The following is a 20,284-nucleotide window of genomic DNA, read 5'->3' on the forward strand; positions in this document are numbered from 1 at the left end:
GCGATAAAAACCAGACACCGTGGAGCAGGACTCGCCTACCCCACGTATTGCCATTAGTGCTTCACAATGTACATATTTCTGGTGTAGGTGTTATCCAGCGGATCTTTACCGGTATAACCTCCAACCCACGGTTTTACCAGACGCGCGTTCACGTAGTAATAAACCGGAACAATGGCCGAATCTTTATCCAACTGTTGCTCTGCTTTGGTGTACAACGCCGTGCGCTGCGCCTCGTCAGTGGCTTTCAGCGTTTCCGCCATAATACTGTCAAACGCCGGGCTCTTATAATGCGCGGTGTTCATCGAGCTGTTCGACAGCATGGTGTTCAGGAAGGAGGTCGGTTCGTTGTAGTCGGCACACCAACCTGCACGAGCCACATCAAAAGTTCCCTGGTGACGGGTGTCAAGGAAGGTTTTCCATTCCTGGTTAACCAGTTTGACGTTAACACCTATGTTTTTCTTCCACAGCGAAGAGGCGGCAATGGCCAGCTTTTTATGCAGATCGGACGTGTTATATAGCAGGTTAATCGTTAACGGTTTGTCTGCAGTATAACCCGCTTCGGCCAGCAGTTTTTTAGCTTCTTCGTTACGTTTTTCCTGGCTCCAGCCAAACCATTCCGGCTGAGTTAATTTTGCACCATCAGTATAAGGAGGTGTGTAACCATAGGCTGGCATATCGCCCTGTGCTTTAACTTTATTAACGATGATATCGCGGTCCATACCCAGTTTCAGCGCTGTACGCACGCGCACGTCGTTGAATGGCGCTTTCTGGTTATTAATTTCGTAATAGTAGGTACACAGATATGGGTCGACGTGAACTTCGTCCGGGATCTCTTTTTTCAGTTTCTGGAACAGCTCGATCGGCATGTTGTTATAAGTCATATCGATTTCACCGCTGCGATAGCGGTTTACATCAGTAACTTCAGAAGCGATCGGCAAATAAGTCACCTGATTAATAACCGTTTTCGCATTGTTCCAGTAAGTCGGGCTGCGCTCAAGAACGATACGTTCGTTAACGACCCAATCTTTTAATGTATAGGCACCGTTGGTGACGATATTACCCGGCTGAGTCCATTTTTCGCCAAATTTCTCAATGGCGGCTTTTGGCACCGGAGAAGTAGAAGGGTGAACCAACAATTTATAGAAGTACGGAACAGGCTCACTTAATGTAACTTCTAACGTGTGATCATCGATGGCTTTCACGCCGAGATCGGTAATCGGTTTTTTCCCTTCGAGAATTTCATCAATACCGGCAATATGCCCATATTGCAGATAACTTGCATAGGGAGACGCCGTGTTCGGATCAACAGAACGTTGCCAACTATATACAAAGTCTTGCGCAGTGACTGGCGTGCCATCAGACCATTTCGCATCTTTACGCAGATGGAATGTCCAGACTTTAGCGTCTTTATTATCCCAGGATTCAGCAACGCCCGGAGCCGGATGGCCGTCGAGATCGCTGACCAATAAGCCTTCAAACAAGTCGCGGCTGATATTAGACTCCGGAACCCCTTCAATTTTGTGCGGATCTAATGATTGAACTTCAGAACCATTATTGCGCACCAGCGTTTGTTTTTCTGCGAGCTGAACACCCGCGGGCACATCAGCCGCCAACGCGACATTCCCTGCCATAAGCGCAGCCAGAACGCCTGCTGCGACTAAACTTCTCTTGGTGATGTTGGTCATTGTTTTTTGGACTCCCTCATTATAATTACTGGTTTGAACCAGCATGTGTAATCCCGGATTGGGACCCTGGACAGATTCGGAGACTTTCTGCTGCCAGGTTACTTTATCGTTACGCTTTACTATCACCGACTTTGTTTATTCTGGTGATTCGGACGACCACCTTACGTCGATTCTTACTGTGCCTCCCCTGTCGAGACACATTTATTTACTGCAGCAATTTTTATTGTTAATAATTCCCATTACCAATAAAATTGCCTGATGGTTGGCCGGAAAGTATCAAATGCGCTTCTTGCTCGCCAATACATTTTGCAAAATTGTTAAGCAATTCTCTTTTATTGACCATGACAGTACCTAAACCCCCCATCAAGCTGCCAATAAAATCATTTAAAAACATAAAGATAGAAAATCAGGAAGCAAGACTGTCTTTTCTGGTAACCATTATGATAGAGAAATGCACAATAATTTAACAACAGCTCATTATTTAGCACATTCCTCTACCAAATCCAGTGGAATTACTAATATCATTTCAATTATTCTTCAGCAAGACCCTGAATTATGATGTCGCGAAAATAACATGATGAGGAGGAGCGCGAGGTAAGGATATTCTTATAACTGGCTGTAATATGAGAAAAAATATTTATCTATTTCGTTTGCTTCTGATAACTGCGTTGGGCCAAAGTAAAAATAATGACGAAAAAACGGAGCACTATGACTCCGTTTCGGATGAAAGGAATTAATTGAGCAGGCCAGGGAAAATCCCTTTGATTCCATTAACAATAAATTCAATCCCTAATGCCATCAGTAACAACCCCATAATACGGGTAATCACGTTGATGCCGGTCTGGCGCAGAACCCTTACCAGCCAGGGAGCCATACGGAATAAGCCCCAACAACATAAAGCAAACAACGCGATTGCCACAAAAAAACCGAACAAGTAACCAATGCTGTGATAACGCGTTCCCCAAACGATAGTTGAGCTGATCGCTCCCGGCCCTGCCATCAAAGGCAATGCGAGCGGTACAACGCCGATGCTTTCACGAATTGCGGTTTCTGATTTTTCTTGTTTGTTCTGTTTATCCTCGCCAAGTTTGCCACTGATCATCGACATCGCAATTGTGACCACCAGAATGCCGCCCGCGATACGGAACGAATCAATCGAGATGCCAAAAAGTTGCAGAATCGTGTCGCCAAGAAAAAGCGCAATCCACAAGATGATCGCTACCGACAGGTTGGCGGTCAGATTTGTTTTGTTTCTCGCTGCCGCGGTCTGATAGCTGGTCATACTGATGAACACAGGGATGATCCCAACAGGGTTAACCAGCGCAAATAACCCGATAAAAAACTTAAAATAAACGGGAAAATCAAAGAGTGTCTGAATCACAGTTAGCTCCGAAGCAAAGGCCGGATAATGTTAGTCATAACCAAGGGTAAAAAATACGCGCTGACAATACGCCTTTTGGCAGCATTTTTCACCTCCTAACTGCTTAAAATCACTATCATTCATTATTGTTATCTAGACGTACAAAACATGCTAATGTAGCCAACAATAAATACTACAATTTATTAACTATTAGCTTTTGTAGCTAAAAGCGGAGCTGAAAGGTGTCAGCTTTGCTGAATTTTGATCTAGATCACGAAATCAGTACCCAGAAGTGAGTAATCTTGCTTACGCCACCTGGAAGTGACGCATTAGAGTTCAATGACTCTAATGTTTAAACTCTTTTAGTAAATCACAGTGAGTGTGAGCACGAGTAAGATTTTGATTTTCAAAGGTTAAGCAAATCATCATCGCACTGACTATACTCTCGTATTCGAGCAGATGATTTACTAAAAAAGTTTAACATTATCAGGAGAGCATTATGGCTGTTACTAATGTCGCTGAACTTAACGCACTCGTAGAGCGTGTAAAAAAAGCCCAGCGTGAATATGCCAGTTTCACTCAAGAGCAAGTTGACAAAATCTTCCGCGCCGCCGCTCTGGCTGCCGCAGATGCTCGAATCCCACTCGCGAAAATGGCCGTTGCTGAATCCGGCATGGGTATTGTTGAAGACAAAGTGATTAAAAACCACTTCGCTTCAGAATATATCTACAACGCGTATAAAGATGAAAAAACCTGCGGTATTCTGTCCGAAGACGACACTTTCGGTACTATCACTATCGCTGAACCAATCGGTATTATTTGCGGTATCGTTCCGACCACTAACCCGACTTCAACCGCTATCTTCAAATCGCTGATCAGCCTGAAGACCCGTAACGCCATCATTTTCTCTCCACACCCGCGTGCAAAAGATGCAACTAACAAAGCTGCTGACATCGTTCTGCAGGCTGCTATCGCTGCTGGTGCGCCGAAAGATCTGATCGGCTGGATCGATCAACCTTCTGTTGAACTCTCCAACGCGTTGATGCACCACCCTGACATTAACCTGATCCTTGCAACCGGTGGTCCAGGTATGGTTAAAGCGGCATACAGCTCCGGTAAACCAGCTATCGGCGTAGGTGCAGGTAACACCCCAGTTGTTATTGATGAAACTGCTGATATCAAACGTGCTGTTGCATCTGTACTGATGTCCAAAACCTTCGACAACGGCGTAATCTGTGCTTCTGAACAATCTGTTGTTGTGGTTGATTCTGTTTATGATGCTGTGCGTGAACGTTTCGCGACCCACGGCGGCTACATGCTGCAGGGCAAAGAACTGAAGGCAGTTCAGGACGTTATCCTGAAAAATGGCGCGCTGAACGCAGCTATCGTTGGTCAACCGGCGTATAAAATTGCTGAACTGGCAGGCTTCTCTGTTCCAGAAAATACTAAGATTCTGATCGGTGAAGTGACTGTTGTTGATGAAAGTGAGCCGTTCGCTCATGAAAAACTGTCCCCGACTCTGGCAATGTACCGTGCGAAAGATTTCGAAGACGCGGTAGATAAGGCAGAGAAACTGGTTGCTATGGGCGGTATCGGACATACCTCTTGCCTGTACACCGACCAGGATAACCAACCGGCACGCGTTTCTTACTTCGGTCAGAAAATGAAAACTGCCCGTATCCTGATCAACACCCCGGCGTCTCAGGGTGGTATCGGTGACCTGTATAACTTCAAACTCGCACCTTCCCTGACTCTGGGTTGTGGTTCCTGGGGTGGTAACTCCATCTCTGAAAACGTTGGTCCGAAACACCTGATCAACAAGAAAACCGTTGCTAAGCGAGCTGAAAACATGTTGTGGCACAAACTTCCGAAATCTATCTACTTCCGCCGTGGCTCCCTGCCAATCGCGCTGGATGAAGTGATTACTGATGGCCACAAACGTGCGCTCATCGTGACTGACCGCTTCCTGTTCAACAACGGCTATGCTGACCAGATCACTTCCGTATTGAAAGCGGCTGGCGTAGAAACTGAAGTCTTCTTCGAAGTTGAAGCAGACCCGACTCTGAGCATCGTACGTAAAGGCGCAGAACTGGCGAACTCCTTCAAACCGGACGTCATTATCGCGCTGGGTGGTGGTTCCCCGATGGACGCTGCGAAGATCATGTGGGTTATGTACGAACACCCGGAAACTCACTTCGAAGAACTGGCGCTGCGTTTTATGGACATCCGTAAACGTATCTACAAGTTCCCGAAAATGGGCGTGAAAGCGAAAATGATCGCAGTCACCACCACTTCCGGTACAGGTTCTGAAGTTACTCCGTTTGCGGTTGTAACTGACGACGCTACTGGTCAGAAATATCCGCTGGCAGACTATGCGCTGACCCCGGATATGGCGATTGTTGACGCCAACCTGGTTATGGATATGCCGAAGTCCCTGTGTGCTTTCGGCGGTCTGGATGCAGTCACTCACGCTATGGAAGCTTATGTTTCTGTACTGGCTTCTGAGTTCTCTGATGGTCAGGCTCTGCAAGCGCTGAAACTGCTGAAAGAATACCTGCCAGCGTCCTACCACGAAGGGGCTAAAAACCCGGTAGCACGCGAGCGTGTTCACAGTGCGGCAACTATCGCAGGTATCGCGTTTGCGAACGCCTTCCTGGGTGTATGTCACTCAATGGCGCACAAACTGGGTTCCCAGTTCCATATTCCGCACGGTCTGGCAAACGCCTTGCTGATTTGTAACGTTATTCGTTACAACGCAAACGACAACCCGACCAAGCAGACTGCATTCAGCCAGTATGACCGTCCGCAAGCACGCCGTCGTTATGCTGAAATTGCAGACCACCTGGGTCTGAGCGCACCGGGCGACCGTACTGCTGCTAAGATCGAGAAACTGCTGGCATGGCTGGAAACGCTGAAAGCAGAACTGGGTATTCCGAAATCTATCCGTGAGGCTGGCGTTCAGGAAGCTGACTTCCTCGCGAACGTAGATAAACTGTCTGAAGATGCATTCGATGACCAGTGCACCGGCGCTAACCCGCGTTATCCGCTGATCTCCGAGCTGAAACAGATTCTGCTGGATACCTACTATGGTCGTGATTATGTAGAAGGTGCACCAGCAGCAAAGGAAGCAGCTCCGGCTAAAGCAGAGAAAAAAGCGAAGAAATCCGCTTAATCAATAACTCTGTATAACAGTATAAACGGTCCCTTTTGGGGCCGTTTTTTGTTTTTGTCATAAACCGATACTATGCAAGATCAAATAACTCAGCAGCGTTAGTATTCTCATATTTATACTGTTATCTAATGTGCGAAAACTGCGATAACCTGTAAACGACTCTACTTCGTAGATGACGAAGCATCGGAGCACTAAAACCGTTTGGTTACACTTTTAGCGATGGTTAAGAGTAGGGAAGGATTTATGACTCGGAAGAAGTTAGTAAAACGAACTGACAGGATAAAGGCGTCCCGTTCATCCTGTCAGTAAAGAAAATCTTATTAATCGTGTTGGTGTTTTTCCTGAATAGCCGTCAGAGAGCCGACTTCTAACGCTTCTTTATAGTGTTTACGGCAAACTGAGACATAACGCTCATTACCACCAATAACCACCTGCTCGCCTTCGTTATAAGGTCTACCCTCCTGATCGAGACGTAACACCATGCTTGCCTTACGGCCACAAAAGCAGATGGTTTTTAATTCGACCAGTTTGTCTGACCATGCCAGTAAGTATTGGCTGCCGGTAAATAATTCACCGCGAAAATCGGTACGTAAACCATAACAAAGTACAGGTATATCGAGTTGATCGACAACCTCCGATAATTCATATACTTGTTGTCTGCTTAAAAACTGGCATTCATCAACCAATACACAATGAATTGCCTGTTGTTCATGCTCCGCACGAATCTCATCAAATAATGATGAATTTTGGTTAAATAATTTTGCAGGTGATGACAAGCCTATACGCGAACTGACTTTCCCAGCTCCGAAACGATCATCAATTTCCGCCGTATATACGACAGTGCGCATACCGCGTTCCTGGTAATTGTATGAAGATTGCAACAATGCCGTAGACTTACCCGCATTCATTGCGGAATAGTAGAAATATAGCTGTGCCATCAGCCACAGACCCTCAATGATATGAAATAAAGTTGGTTGAAGTTTATCATAATTCGCCAGTTTTACAGTGCAACAGTACGCGCAGAAGAGGTATATACGTCATTCTTTTAGAAGGATGGCATAATCCTTCAGAGCTATCATTGCGACTGCTTTGCTTGTTATAACTGCGTAAATGACTCCTGGTAACTATTCACAATCTTTAACTTGTTGCACAAGTAATAACCCCCTGTTGACCTCCAGCATACGGCAATACAAAGTCCCTGCACTTATTGCAACTGTTCTACTTTTCATCATTCGCTTAATAGGGGATTTCGTAAACATGACTAATACCGAAGAGTAAAAGGTGCCAGCACATGTTAATCCCTACATAAAATGTGACATGAATCAGGAAGTTTTAACCTTAGGTGGTGCAAAAGTACCGATGCAAATAGGGCTATATGCCGCGTCTTTTCTGACTAATTTTATGAAAAGATATTTATTGGCGGCACAAAATAAAGAACAATTTTGAATTCCTTACATTCCTGGCTATTGCACAACTGAATTTAAGGCTCTATTATTACCTCAACAAACCACCCCAATATAAGTTTGAGATTACTACAATGAGCGAAGCACTTAAAATTCTGAACAACATCCGTACTCTTCGTGCGCAGGCAAGAGAATGTACACTTGAAACGCTGGAAGAAATGCTGGAAAAATTAGAAGTTGTCGTTAACGAACGTCGCGAAGAAGAAAGTGCGGCTGCTGCTGAAGTTGAAGAGCGCACTCGTAAACTGCAGCAATATCGTGAAATGCTGATCGCTGACGGTATTGACCCGAACGAACTGCTGAATAGCATGGCTGCTGTTAAATCTGGCACCAAAGCTAAACGTGCACAGCGTCCGGCTAAATATAGCTACGTTGACGAGAACGGCGAAACCAAAACCTGGACTGGCCAGGGTCGTACTCCGGCAGTAATCAAAAAAGCAATGGATGAGCAAGGTAAATCCCTCGACGATTTCCTGATCAAGCAATAATCTTTTTTAGATTCAGCTTGCTTAAAATCCCGCCATTGGCGGGATTTTTTATTGTCCGTTTTAAGACTATCCAATAAGAATAAGCTATAAAAAAACGGCATTGATAACTCAATGCCGTTCCGTAGAAAACATCGCTATAGATGTTACTTCTTAATGCCCATTTCTTCTTCAAGCCAGGCTTTAAATTCAGTACCCAGTGTATTGTGACGAATACCGTATTCGACAAATGCCTGCATGTAACCTAATTTATTACCACAGTCATGGCTCTTCCCTTTCATATGATAGGCTTCAACCGTTTCTTTCTCGATCAGCATATCAATAGCATCGGTCAGTTGAATTTCATCGCCTGCTCCCGGAGGAGTTTTTGCCAGCAGCGGCCAAATATCAGCGCTAAGTACGTAACGACCAACAATAGCGAGATTAGATGGTGCAACATCTGCTTTCGGTTTTTCTACTACACCAACCATCGGCACACTTTCACCAGGCGCTAATTCCACACCTTTGCAATCCACAACACCATATGCTGTCACATCAGCAACAGGTTCAACCATGATCTGGCTATGACCAGTTCCATCAAAGCGGCGGATCATCTCTGCAAGGTTATCCTGCGACAAATCGGATTCGTATTCATCCAGAATAACGTCTGGCAAAATAACAGCCACAGGTTCATCACCAACGACCGGGTGAGCACACAATACCGCGTGCCCCAGACCTTTCGCCAGCCCCTGACGAACTTGCATAATAGTCACGTGCGGCGGACAAATAGACTGCACTTCATCAAGCAACTGGCGTTTTACACGTTTCTCCAGCATAGCTTCCAGTTCAAAACTGGTATCAAAGTGGTTTTCAATAGAGTTTTTAGATGAGTGAGTAACCAGCACAATTTCAGTAATGCCAGCCGCAATACATTCATTCACGACGTATTGAATTAATGGCTTATCGACAAGCGGTAGCATCTCTTTCGGGATAGCTTTTGTCGCCGGCAACATCCTGGTTCCTAATCCCGCTACCGGGATAACGGCTTTTTTGACTTTCGTGTTAATGGCAGCCATTTAAATTCTCCTGGACTGTTCGTGTATTGAACGTGTTCATATTTCTGTATCACATCCCAGTATATCAGTACCCTGACAAGGCCTGGTTCCGAAAAGGATGTGAGTTAACATAATTAAGACAATTACTTATACGAATGGCGACGATAGTACCACCAGCCAACATTAGCGGGTAATGCAATTTTATCCAAAATTATCGTTTGCTCATTCCGCAGACAACATCAACCGCAGCCTTCCACCGGTTCCCCAAATTTGGCATTGCCAGGCATCACATCGCTGACTCAATTGATTCAAATAGGCATTACCTAATGTCCCTAACGGAACGCCATTACTGATTTGAATCTGGTGTTCGCCCGCATTCAACGTCGCATTCAAGCCTGCGGAAACCAGAATGAGATTTTTCAATTCACGATGGTAATAGCCGACTAATAGCGGAAACTGACCAGGCAAATTGGCCTGGCGTAGTAAATGGTTTACCTGCTTCAATAACGCGCCTAACTCTGGCAAACGTTGATTTTGGTGCGCAAGCTGTTCCTGTAATAAGCCATTAAACAGCGCACGTAATAACAAAGCGGCAAGGACGCCATTATGTCCAGCTCGGGTTACATCAAGACAATAAAAAGCCAGATCATTTTCCGATAGTGCTGCAATATCAAGTACCAGACCAGGTTTATCAACAGCTACGAGTTGGCGATAATTAACCCGGCAATGGGAAATCACCTGCTGAACCGGTGGTTGTAATTCTTGCAATAATTTCGCGGCAGCGGTGGGATTATCCACCATTGCATCCCAGTCGCGAAAAAGTCTTTCTTCTTCCTCAACCCGGGAGTTAAACATGCTGGGATAAAGACAAGCAAAAACCATCTCACGCAGGCGATTAAGATCTTTAACCGGTTTCAGCAAAACATCTTCTACCCCCAGGCGTAACGCTTTCGCAATATCTGCCATATTTTCCGTAGCAGAAATCACCAGGACAGGAGTTTGGTCCCCCCGGTTACGGATATGCTCCAGCAGTTTTAAGCCATTCATTCTTGGCATTGCAATATCACATATCATCAGATCGGGTGTGAAACCTCCCAGTAGCTCAAGGGCATCCACCCCATCAGCCGCCAGTACCGTTGTCGCTCCCAATGAGGAAAACCACGAATCCAGAAGCGAGCGAAAGACTGGCTCATCTTCAACTATGAGAATCTGTTTTCCGACCAATGGCTGCGTCATGTTCTCTCCCCTGACTGGCTTTATTCAATAGTGACATGCTATTGCCATCAGTGCCTGTCAGAATTAACTTAAGTGTAGATAAAAAATCAGATTAAAACGTTAGTTCGAACCAGCGGTAAAAGTTCATCCATTTTCTTTTCTACCGCCAATTGTCCTGCCGCAATCGCGGCGTTGGCACGATGAAAATCCAGGGTAGATATCTGCGGACATAAAGGTTGAATCAGAATATCAGGCGGGTCTCCAGCCATGCGGTTTCGTTTGAGGCGGTTTTCCAGCACCTGGATTGAGGTAGTCATAATTTCTGTCGCTGTCGGTGCCGTGACAGCCCGGCGCGCAGTAAAACTGCTTAACCGCTCTTTCAGCCGTGCATGCCACGGTAAAGCATCTTCAGTGTCATCATTTTCAGTACTGACATTGAATGAAAGAAGGTCTTGTTGCATCAAGTGCGCATCGTGCTGGAGATCAACCGCTATTACGATATCAGCGCCCATCGCACGCGTGAGGGAAATAGGAATCGGATTAACAACTGCGCCATCAACCAGCCAATAGCCGTTATGAGCAACCGGTGCCATCAGGCCGGGAATGCTGCATGATGCTCGAATAGCAAGATGGAGATCGCCTTCGGTAAACCACAGTTCTCTCCCCGTACTTAAATTTGTGGCGACCGCAGCGAAACGGCGTGAACAATTTTCTATCTCTGTTTCCGGCATAATTTCGCGATACCGATTGAATACACGCTCACCGCGCAGCAATCCGCCACGCTGCCAGGAGAGATCCATCAGCCGTAAAACATCCCAGTAGCTAAAAGAGGTGACCCACTCTTCCAGCGCGGACAGGCGATCACATGCATAGGCTGCGCCCACCAGCGAACCGATTGAACATCCTGCAACGATATCTATTTCAATGCCCATTTCTTTTAGCGCGTTAATGACGCCAATATGCGACCATCCTCGCGCCGCGCCGGATCCTAGCGCCAGCCCTATTTTTATCTTTCTCATTATTCCTGCAAGCTTCCCCTGGAATGCAGCCGTAGCCACATCGCTACTGCTCGGTTAACATAGTGCTACGCAGGCGATTAATACGCCGTTATTGTTTCCAGGGAGATTATTTGTGTCTGAGCTTTGTCCCTGTGGTAGTGCTGTCGAGTATAGCCTATGTTGCCACCCTTATGTGTCTGGTGAAAAGGTTGCACCTGATCCTGAACATCTCATGCGTTCGCGTTACTGCGCTTTTGTGATGCAAGACGCAGATTATTTAATAAAGACCTGGCATCCATCCTGTGGCGCTGCAGCGTTGCGTACCGAATTGATGGCCGGATTTGCGCATACCGAATGGTTGGGGCTGACCGTATTTGAACGCTCATACCATGAAGGTGATGACGTAGGTTATGTTAGTTTCGTCGCTCGATTTACCGAACAGGGTAAAACAGGAGCGATAATTGAACGTTCGCGATTTTTGAAAGAAAACGGTCAGTGGTACTATATTGACGGTACACGTCCACAGTTTAGCCGCAACGATCCCTGCCCTTGTGGTTCAGGTAAAAAATTTAAAAAGTGCTGCGGCCAATAATGGTTGACGGTACGGTTAAGCAAACACTCTCAACAAGGTTTTTCCAGCAATGCATTCACTCCAACGAAAAGTTTTGCGTACCATTTGCCCGGATCAAAAGGGTCTGATCGCGCGTATTACTAATATTTGCTACAAGCACGAGTTAAATATCGTGCAGAACAATGAATTTGTTGATCACCGCACCGGGCGCTTTTTTATGCGCACGGAGCTGGAAGGCATATTTAATGATTCCACCCTGCTGGCGGATCTCGATAGCGCATTGCCGGAAGGTTCTGTGCGTGAGCTCACTCCCGCCGGTCGTCGTCGGATAGTCATTCTGGTCACTAAAGAAGCACATTGCCTTGGCGATCTGCTGATGAAAGCCACTTATGGCGGACTGGATGTGGAAATAGCGGCAGTCATCGGCAACCACGACACTTTGCGTTCACTGGTGGAGCGTTTTGATATCCCGTTTGAACTGGTCAGCCATGAAGGATTAAGTCGTAACGAACACGATCAGAAGATGGCAGATGCTATTGATGCTTATCAGCCTGATTACGTGGTGCTGGCGAAATATATGCGTGTATTAACGCCGGAGTTCGTGGCGCGCTTTCCGAATAAGATTATCAATATTCACCATTCATTCCTGCCGGCATTTATTGGCGCACGCCCGTACCATCAGGCGTATGAGCGCGGGGTGAAGATTATTGGTGCAACAGCACACTACGTAAATGACAATCTGGATGAAGGTCCAATCATCATGCAGGACGTTATTCATGTGGATCATACTTACACTGCTGAAGATATGATGCGGGCAGGTCGTGATGTCGAGAAAAATGTATTAAGCCGCGCGCTTTACCAGGTTTTGGCCCAGCGCGTTTTTGTTTACGGTAACCGGACGATTATTCTTTAATCGCCAGCCAAAAGAACTGGTTGCCTTTAATCCGTTACGGATGAAAATTACGCAACTAGTTCATTTTTCTCAACGTAACACTTTACAGCGGCGTGTCATTTGATATGATGCGCCCCGCTTCCCAATGAGGGAGCAGGCCAGTAAAAAGCATTACCCCGTGGTGGGGTTCCCGAGCGGCCAAAGGGAGCAGACTGTAAATCTGCCGTCATCGACTTCGAAGGTTCGAATCCTTCCCCCACCACCATCTCAAGCGTTACTTTCCCCTGGTGGGGTTCCCGAGCGGCCAAAGGGAGCAGACTGTAAATCTGCCGTCATCGACTTCGAAGGTTCGAATCCTTCCCCCACCACCATCACTTAGTTCTTATCTCAATTCTTAGGCTTCTCACCCATTCGCCGTAAAAATTGCTGCTGTAGCCCCAACAAATCCGATAACGTCAGTAACTGGTAATCCAGCCCCTTCTGCTTTGCGATATCCGCAATAATGCGACTTAACGCCGGATAGTGGCGATGATTCCAGTGGGGAAAAAGATGATGGGTAAGATGCAAATTAATCCCGCCCAACCAATAGCCAAGCGATGCCGGTTGTGGCGTCCAGTCAAAGGTTGTAGCGAAAGTATGAGCCAGCCTGCCCACTGCTATTTTCCCCTCTTCTGGCGGCAACTGGGTATTCCCCTTTGCCCAATGTGTTCCTATGATCAGCATGACAAAGATCAGAGAAGCGAGCATTTGACTGAGCAAATAAATCAGCAGAATAGCCCTAAAACTAAACACATCGGACAATAGCCAGAAAGGAAGCAGCAGGCACATGGCGAAATGCGCCAGTTTGCCGCCTAAAAAATACCCCCAGCCAGTAAAACCACGCAATGCCAGATGCGGCGTTACCGGCGTGAACCCTCCACGATCGAGCCAGTCCACTACCCAGATATACCAGGGAAAGGTTAGCGCCGCGACCAGCGGCCAGTAGCGATGTTGCTGGCGCATAAAAGGTCGCCACCGTTGCCATGGCGTCTGGCGAAGAATGCCATTTTCTGCGGTGTCAGGATCGTAAAATTCGATATTGGTAAAACCGTGATGAAAGCGTACATGGCGCACCCGCCAGCAGTCAGGATCAAGCCCTATCGGAAAAGCAACCATCCGATTAAGCCAGGCATTGGCCTTTTTACCACGCCAAAATGCATCGTGCGAAGCGTCATGCACCACATTGACTGCTAACAACATGGCGCAAAATATCATCGCCAGATACCACAATAGATATAACACCCACTGGCTTTGAGACAACGCCAGTGAATAACAGGATAGGCAAGCAATAATCAGTGTCACCATTTTGGCAAATGCCCATCCGTCGGCATATCGATGATCACCTGATTTTGCCAGATACGCTTTCGTACCCTTTTGCAACTGTTTTACCAGGTGCGGATCATCGGCAGGAAAAGTGATTAACCTGTTGGGATTAAACAGGTTCATAGTGTTTCCTTAGCGACTTACGCCCCACACCACTCACGAATAACACACAATGGGCCAGCAAAACGCCAGCTAATCCCTTCCAGACCAGAGTGCTCCATGAACACATATAAAGAATAAAATAAAGCAGTGACAACGTCACAGAGCACCACAAAATCATTCCCCAACGTTGTCCATCGCCCATGCCCCCCAGAGCTACTGAGCCTGCCACCAGTAACACGAATAATACAGCCTGCTCACTGGTAATATACTCAATGCCATAGCCATATTGCTGGATGTAGCCCAGCACCATCATAAACAGCAGAATAACCCCTGCACCCACAGCCCACGGAGAACTCTGGTATCGGCGTTCAATCGCTTTGCCAACAGAGTGAAAACCCATTAAGCGTAAAAAAGGCAGATTACTTTCGCGCATCGGATTACAGGATAATCGACTATTTTTTACGCCATAGGCAACATTGCCATGATCCGGCCCGGCGCTATACGAACCAAAAAGTTTATCCCACAACAAAAAGGTGCCACCGTAATTGGTATCGGCATATTGTTTTTCATTCAAATGATGGATGCGATGGTGAGAAGGCGTGATCAGCACCTTTTCCAGCCAACCCAGTTTCGGCGTTAGCGCATTATGGTTAAAAAACTGCCAACTGTAATGCGCGATGGAAACTGCCAGAAAGACACTTAGTGGTACTCCAAGCAGCGCCAGCAGCATAAAAAACGGAATTGAGGTCAATGAGGAGTACCACGAGTTACGTACACCTAATGACAGGTTGTAGTGTTCCCCTTGATGATGCACTACATGAACCGCCCACAGCGGGCGCACCTCGTGATGCCATCGATGTAGCCAGTAAAAACCGAAATCCCACACCAGCAAAGTAAACAGCCACAGCAGGATCACGGGCGCATTATCAAACAGCCCAAAGCTAAAGTGATTGACCACCAGGCTATAGCAGAGTACTTCCAGGCAGCGAAATAGCCACAGCATCATATGTCCGGAGTTGATATTGAAAATAACGTCCAGCCAGTCGATTTTCTGTCGTCCTGATACTTGCAATACTCCGGCTTCGACTAACACAAATAACATCATCAGGATAATAGGGGTTAATAAGTCACTCATGATTCATATTCCTTTCTCGCCTGTCGCGCATATCCAGCCACGCAGCTATCCAACCGCAAATCAACGCCAACATCACGCCACCGACTAAATCAATAAATAAATGCCTGCGTAATTGCAGAATTGAAAAGGCGATAGCTATCGCCCAAACCACGCTCATCAGCGTCAGCCAACGGTTCCCCTTTTTGGCTATTGCCCATACTGTCAACAGCGTGAGCGCAGCGTGTAAAGAAGGGAAACAGTTCTGGCTTGAGTCAATCGCTATCAGCCCGTTTAGTGCACCCGCAGATACCCCAGACTGCACAAACGGGGGATATTGCATTGTTGTGGGCCAGAGAAGATAAAACACACCAGCCGCCAGTGCCGAAAGTTGCATTGACCGGGCCAGCCAGCGCAGGTGGGAAAGTGGTGTTGATAAATAGCCTAACGGTACAACAAGAAAAAACGAGAGATACAACCACACGGCTGAAGGGGAAAATGGAATCAGATTATCAATCACGGAAGGCGTTAATTGACATCCCTCACCTTGCAGGCGATCGCTAAAGTTGTAGATAACCCCAACAGTTCCCCAGCCAAACAGCATCTGTTTCAGGCGTCGCAACAGATTGCTCATTCCCGCCCCCACTGACGCACAATCCGCCGCCGCTTGGCTGTAAAAGCAACGGGCACAGTTTGCGATTCCAGCGACCATATCAGTTGCTCTACCGCGATATTCTGGCGCATAAACAAGGCATTCAACGCCTCCCGACAATGCTCCAGCATCCGCAGTTCGCAATCAGCTAATAACGTCAACTGTGCTGCTCCGGTTTGTAGCAGTCGATAATCGGCTGTTAGCGGCAACGTCATCGCCAGCACACGACTACAGGCATCGGCAAAAACGGTCTGAACATCACCAGATCTTGTCGGCAGTTGCAGTTGATCATCCTGCCGCCCTTCGATACGCGCAATCGCCATTGTCGCGCTGCCACAGGGGCATGGCTGTTCGCTTGCCACCAACACGTCATCAAGTCGATAACGCACCACCGGTTGTGTGGTGCGAGTAAAGTCAGTGACGATCGGTACGAAACGGCGTTCATCCAGCCATTGTGGTTCAACGTGAATAAATTCTTCATTGAGATGTAACGTGCCACAACGGCAGGTAGAAGCGAGAAACCCTTCTGTCGCCTGATAAATTTCGCCCACATTGTTGAACACGCTGCGCAGTAATTCCCTGTCCTGCGGCTCCAGAACTTCCGCCACCGAAACCACTTTTTTGACCTTCAGCGTCAAATCTCCCGCAATGACCGCCAGCGCGAGTGCGCGTAATACCTGAGCTGGTGCGACAATGATCGTAGGCGAACGTTGTTCCAGCCGTTTGGTTTGCGCCTGGAATGGCGCTAACAGATCGTAAAAATCGAGGCTTAACCAGCGATTATTCACACTTTGATAGAGGTTGTTATCTGCTCGCAGAAACAGTGCTACTCGCTCTTTGGCAAACAATCCATCGGGCAACACTTTTGCCAGCACACCTGCGGCCCAAATCTGCTGCTCCTGTGGGCTAACGACAAAAAGCCCACGACGCCCCGATGTGCCAGATGAAAGTCCAACGCTGAACTTGCCAACACAGGGTTTAAAATCACGGCTCTGCTCACTGCGCATCGCACAGGCGAGAAGCTCATCGCGCTTTAAACCTGCGGTATTCATCTCATCGAAATGCGTCATCATTAACGCTTTGTCCATCAATGGCCACTGGTTAAAGGGCAACGCCAGATAACGCTGAAACCACAGACTTTTAGACAAGGTATTTTGCCGGAACAAATGCAACCTTTTTGCCTGCCAGTTTTCCAGCGCCTGGCGATCGGTAAAATGCAGCCTGCGGGTACGAAAGTAGCGCCAGAGCAACGTCAGCGGGATCATAGTTCCCCCTCGTGGCATAATCGAATATCCACTGCGCCGTTTTGCCAAAGCTGATGTAATTGCCCAAGCGTGCGGTAGTAGGCGTGGCTGTCAGACATAACCAGATGCGCCAGCGGTGACGGTCCACGCAGTTCCCGATAACTAGCAGGTGCCCACGCGGCATCGGCAGCCAGTAAAATCCAGCCGTCATCAGTAAGAACAAACGCCCCAATGTGTCCGGCAGCATGGCCCGGCAGCGGTACAAGAATGACTTCACCACGGCTTTCTGGTAGCAAGTAACCATGCTCAAACGGTGCCAGTTGTGCGGGCAAACTTACCGCTTCAAAACTTTCAATAAAACGGAGTGAGGACTCAAAACTCTCCGGGATTAGCCCTGGCACAAAGGCCTGGCGCAGCGCAGCGACACCACGCAGAGTTCTTACCTGCCGCCAGCCTTCACCAGAACAGATGCAGGCGACATTAGGGAAATCTCGCAGGCCAGCAATATGATCGGCGTGAAAATGCGACAGAATAATCGTATCAACATCTTTCGCCATCAGTCCCTGTGCGGAGAGTTGCCGTACCAGCGCTTGTTGCGGCTCGAAATATACCGGAGTGACCTGACGATAAAAGCGAAATACGCCGGCTTGCGTGTAATGTGCAAACCACGAAGAATAGCCGGTGTCCCACAGCCAGCGTTTCTCACCCGCTTCCAGCAGCCACGCACGGGCGGGGAATTTACACACTTTCAGCCCTGCCCCTTTCAGCGCAATACAGCCAATATGTGTACACCAGCCCGTTTCAAATGCGGTTATTTTTGCCATGTTCCCTCAGCCATTGTCCCGTGATTGCAATACCTTGTTCCATCGAAAAGCGCGGGTGATATCCCAGCTCTGTAATGGCCTTTTGCGCACTCAGCGTCATATCAAAACAGAGTGTTCCGGCGCTGTAACGTGTGATGACAGGTTCCTGATTAACGCATTTCCCGTACAGTTCCAGGCCTCGCGCAACCACAGAAAGCAATGGCCAGGGAACGGCAGCAATTCGGTAGCTCAAGCCCAATTGCTGGTGCAGCAAGGCGTCAAGCATTACAGATAATTTCTGCGGCTGATGATTGCTGATGTTGTAAATACTGCCCGAGCGTAAGCCTGCAACCTGCGTTGCCAGTTGCATGGCATACACCACGTTCTGCACGAAAGTGAGATCCAGTAACGCTTCACCACCCCGCGGCAAACGTAAGCAGCCGCCGCCCTGTTGCAGTTGCTGCATCAGACGGGGAACAATCACCTGGTCATGAGGGCCAAACAAACCACGGGGACGCAAAAGAATAAACCTCGTGGCAGGATATTGAGCTACTGCCCTGGCAATAGCCTGCTCAGCGGCGTATTTACTGCGGGCGTAATGGCTGGAGAATGCTCGCGCAAGATAGGTTTCTTGCAAGTCATAGTGATGTTGAAAATCAAAGTAAACCGCAGGCGTAGAGATATGGATAAACCGGGGGATCCTCAGCCTGCCTGCCGCCTGTGCCAGAGTGTGGGTCGCTTTGACATTGGCGAGCCAGAATGCCGTTTTGTTGCCCCAGGGCGAAGACTTCGCCGCACAGTGCCAGACAGCATCGCAGCCTTCTACCAGCCGTGCGCAATCATCCTCAGTTGCCAGGGTTAAATCGAGAGCCACAAACTGTGCGCCTGCGCTTGTCAGATTTTTACCGACCTCGCAATTTCGCCCTGTTGCCACTACCGACACACCCGATTGCAACAAATATTGCACGGCATTTCGCCCCAGGCCGCTGGTTGCCCCCGTCACGAGGATCTTCACGGTAAAAGCACCAGACCAGCCAGTGTTAATCCTGCTGCCGTGCCAATCAACATCGCAGGTCTACCTGCAGTGAAACGACCGCTAATCACCGCTTCATGCAGCGCCGTGGGTATAGAGGCCGCCACCTGATTGCCGTAGAAACGGTAGACATCGACGAGCGCGGGTCCCGGCACTTGCAGCCGTTTTCGCATATGTTCAAGGGATAGATGACTGGCCTGGTGAGGAACGACCGTGCCGATATCACTCAGTCGCAGGTCGCTTTTTTGCAGTAAGCGCGAAAAATAATCTTCAATAAGCGAAGAGGCAAAACGAAACAGCGGTTTCCCCTGCATATGAAAAAGAAAGTCGCTGTTACTGACGCCTGAGCGTGGATTACACCGCGTGCCGCCAGCGCGTATTTCACATAGTTCGCTGCCTTCGGGGTACATTTCGATCAGGCTGGCAATAATCCCGCTGCGACCATTGCCCCGCTCAACAATCGCGCACGCCGCACCATCACCAAAAATTAATGACGATTCTTCATGGTTCCAGTCAATACCGCGTGAAGCGATATCCGCCGAAACGATGGCGATCCGCCGATATGCTCCGCTGTTTAATAATCCGGCAGCCACTTCCAGTGCAGAAATAAAGCTAACGCAACTGCTGTTGATATCAAACCCAGCAATGCCTGCAGGCATGGCTGCGGCTTTGAGAATATGAATTGCGCTACAGGGTAATGCCTGTACAGCAACGGCTGACGCACAAATTAACAGATCAATATCACACGGTTTTAACGCAGCAGTCGACAACGCATTATGCAAAGCTTCTGCTGCCAGTTCGGCCTGACTGGCGTCGTTACTGGCGAAATAACGCCAGCAAATGCCGGAACGTCGCTCAACATAGCCCGCAGGTTTATTTAGCTGAACATCCAGTTGTTGAGAAGTGATTTTATTCGGTGGTAAGGCGATCCCCGTGGCGATTATTTTTAACGCCGCGGAGATCGTCGGTTGATTAGGTCGATCCACGGTCAGTGCTCCTTCACTGCTCCAGGGGGACCTATCATAGAGGTGGGATACGTTTCCCTACAATCCGAAAAAATTGACAGTGTGTAACTGGCAATTTCAGCAGGCTGACAACGTAC

General features: G+C 47.9%; 17 protein-coding genes and 2 tRNA genes. 6 read left to right on the plus strand and 13 right to left on the minus strand.

What is annotated here, in order from left to right; translation table 11 throughout:
• Positions 1 to 53: 53 nt before the first annotated feature.
• Entirely contained in the window at positions 54 to 1,685 is a 1,632-nt protein-coding gene (gene oppA / locus A1SC_RS16100) for an oligopeptide ABC transporter substrate-binding protein OppA (RefSeq protein WP_010377652.1), read from the minus strand.
• Positions 1,686 to 2,418: 733 nt separating this feature from the next.
• Positions 2,419 to 3,066, minus strand: a complete 648-nt coding sequence (gene ychE, locus A1SC_RS16095) for an NAAT family transporter YchE (protein ID WP_000616766.1) — start codon at positions 3,064 to 3,066, stop codon at positions 2,419 to 2,421.
• A gap of 478 nt (positions 3,067 to 3,544) precedes the next feature.
• Between ychE and adhE the strand changes: the two genes are divergently transcribed.
• Complete coding sequence (adhE, locus tag A1SC_RS16090) at positions 3,545 to 6,217, plus strand: bifunctional acetaldehyde-CoA/alcohol dehydrogenase (RefSeq protein WP_000301631.1); 2,673 nt, start codon at positions 3,545 to 3,547, stop codon at positions 6,215 to 6,217.
• Between the two features lie 320 nt (positions 6,218 to 6,537).
• Here the strand turns inward: adhE and tdk are convergent, their stop codons facing one another.
• A complete protein-coding gene (gene tdk, locus A1SC_RS16085; protein ID WP_000068068.1) occupies positions 6,538 to 7,155 on the minus strand; it encodes a thymidine kinase in 618 nt (205 codons plus the stop codon).
• Between the two features lie 599 nt (positions 7,156 to 7,754).
• On the opposite strand from tdk, the gene hns reads away from it, so the two are divergent.
• Entirely contained in the window at positions 7,755 to 8,168 is a 414-nt protein-coding gene (gene hns, locus A1SC_RS16080; RefSeq protein ID WP_001287385.1) for a histone-like nucleoid-structuring protein H-NS, read from the plus strand.
• Positions 8,169 to 8,311: 143 nt separating this feature from the next.
• On the opposite strand, the gene galU is transcribed toward hns, so the two are convergent.
• The 3 genes from galU to rssA form a co-directional block, all read right to left on the minus strand.
• Positions 8,312 to 9,220 carry a UTP--glucose-1-phosphate uridylyltransferase GalU gene (galU, locus tag A1SC_RS16075; RefSeq protein ID WP_000719000.1) on the minus strand — a complete coding sequence of 303 codons (909 nt, stop codon included), beginning with the start codon at positions 9,218 to 9,220 and terminating at the stop codon, positions 8,312 to 8,314.
• Positions 9,221 to 9,421: 201 nt separating this feature from the next.
• On the minus strand, positions 9,422 to 10,435 hold the full coding sequence (gene rssB, locus A1SC_RS16070) for a two-component system response regulator RssB (protein WP_016262056.1): 1,014 nt from the start codon (positions 10,433 to 10,435) through the stop codon (positions 9,422 to 9,424).
• Positions 10,436 to 10,521: 86 nt separating this feature from the next.
• A complete protein-coding gene (rssA, locus tag A1SC_RS16065; protein ID WP_024191887.1) occupies positions 10,522 to 11,433 on the minus strand; it encodes a patatin-like phospholipase RssA in 912 nt (303 codons plus the stop codon).
• 112 nt (positions 11,434 to 11,545) lie between these two features.
• Here rssA and A1SC_RS16060 point away from each other — a divergent pair, with 112 nt between their 5' ends.
• The 4 genes from A1SC_RS16060 to A1SC_RS16045 all read left to right on the plus strand — a co-directional run bounded on the left by A1SC_RS16060 (position 11,546) and on the right by A1SC_RS16045 (position 13,246).
• A complete protein-coding gene (locus A1SC_RS16060) occupies positions 11,546 to 12,004 on the plus strand; it encodes a YchJ family protein (RefSeq protein ID WP_016248760.1) in 459 nt (152 codons plus the stop codon).
• Between the two features lie 49 nt (positions 12,005 to 12,053).
• Positions 12,054 to 12,896, plus strand: coding sequence for a formyltetrahydrofolate deformylase (gene purU, locus A1SC_RS16055; protein ID WP_000555861.1), 843 nt, complete (start codon positions 12,054 to 12,056; stop codon positions 12,894 to 12,896).
• Positions 12,897 to 13,055: 159 nt separating this feature from the next.
• Positions 13,056 to 13,140, plus strand: a tRNA-Tyr gene (locus A1SC_RS16050).
• 21 nt (positions 13,141 to 13,161) lie between these two features.
• Positions 13,162 to 13,246 (plus strand) — tRNA-Tyr (locus tag A1SC_RS16045).
• Positions 13,247 to 13,262: 16 nt separating this feature from the next.
• Here the strand turns inward: A1SC_RS16045 and A1SC_RS16040 are convergent.
• From A1SC_RS16040 to A1SC_RS16010, 7 genes are read right to left on the minus strand one after another with little or no spacing between them, the layout of a single operon-like run.
• Positions 13,263 to 14,360, minus strand: a complete 1,098-nt coding sequence (locus A1SC_RS16040; protein ID WP_001516513.1) for a fatty acid desaturase family protein — start codon at positions 14,358 to 14,360, stop codon at positions 13,263 to 13,265.
• The gene (locus A1SC_RS16035; RefSeq protein ID WP_016262057.1) at positions 14,347 to 15,474 is read right to left on the minus strand and encodes a sterol desaturase family protein; all 1,128 of its coding nucleotides are present in this window, start codon (positions 15,472 to 15,474) and stop codon (positions 14,347 to 14,349) included. Before A1SC_RS16035 ends, A1SC_RS16040 begins: the two co-directional genes overlap by 14 nt.
• On the minus strand, positions 15,467 to 16,084 hold the full coding sequence (locus tag A1SC_RS16030; RefSeq protein ID WP_010375759.1) for a phosphatase PAP2 family protein: 618 nt from the start codon (positions 16,082 to 16,084) through the stop codon (positions 15,467 to 15,469). Before A1SC_RS16030 ends, A1SC_RS16035 begins: the two co-directional genes overlap by 8 nt.
• Entirely contained in the window at positions 16,081 to 17,367 is a 1,287-nt protein-coding gene (locus A1SC_RS16025) for a F390 synthetase-related protein (protein WP_001516516.1), read from the minus strand. Before A1SC_RS16025 ends, A1SC_RS16030 begins: the two co-directional genes overlap by 4 nt.
• Positions 17,364 to 18,170 (minus strand): MBL fold metallo-hydrolase, encoded by an 807-nt coding sequence (locus A1SC_RS16020; RefSeq protein WP_016262058.1) that lies wholly within the window; start codon positions 18,168 to 18,170, stop codon positions 17,364 to 17,366. The genes A1SC_RS16025 and A1SC_RS16020 overlap by 4 nt, the downstream gene beginning before the upstream one ends.
• Positions 18,148 to 19,164 (minus strand): NAD-dependent epimerase/dehydratase family protein, encoded by a 1,017-nt coding sequence (locus A1SC_RS16015; protein WP_000699365.1) that lies wholly within the window; start codon positions 19,162 to 19,164, stop codon positions 18,148 to 18,150. Before A1SC_RS16015 ends, A1SC_RS16020 begins: the two co-directional genes overlap by 23 nt.
• Complete coding sequence (locus tag A1SC_RS16010) at positions 19,161 to 20,168, minus strand: 3-oxoacyl-[acyl-carrier-protein] synthase III C-terminal domain-containing protein (protein WP_010375753.1); 1,008 nt, start codon at positions 20,166 to 20,168, stop codon at positions 19,161 to 19,163. The genes A1SC_RS16015 and A1SC_RS16010 overlap by 4 nt, the downstream gene beginning before the upstream one ends.
• Positions 20,169 to 20,284 lie beyond the last annotated feature (116 nt).

The sequence above is a fragment of the Escherichia sp. KTE52 genome (assembly GCF_000408325.1).
In the GTDB taxonomy this organism is placed as follows: domain Bacteria; phylum Pseudomonadota; class Gammaproteobacteria; order Enterobacterales; family Enterobacteriaceae; genus Escherichia; species Escherichia marmotae.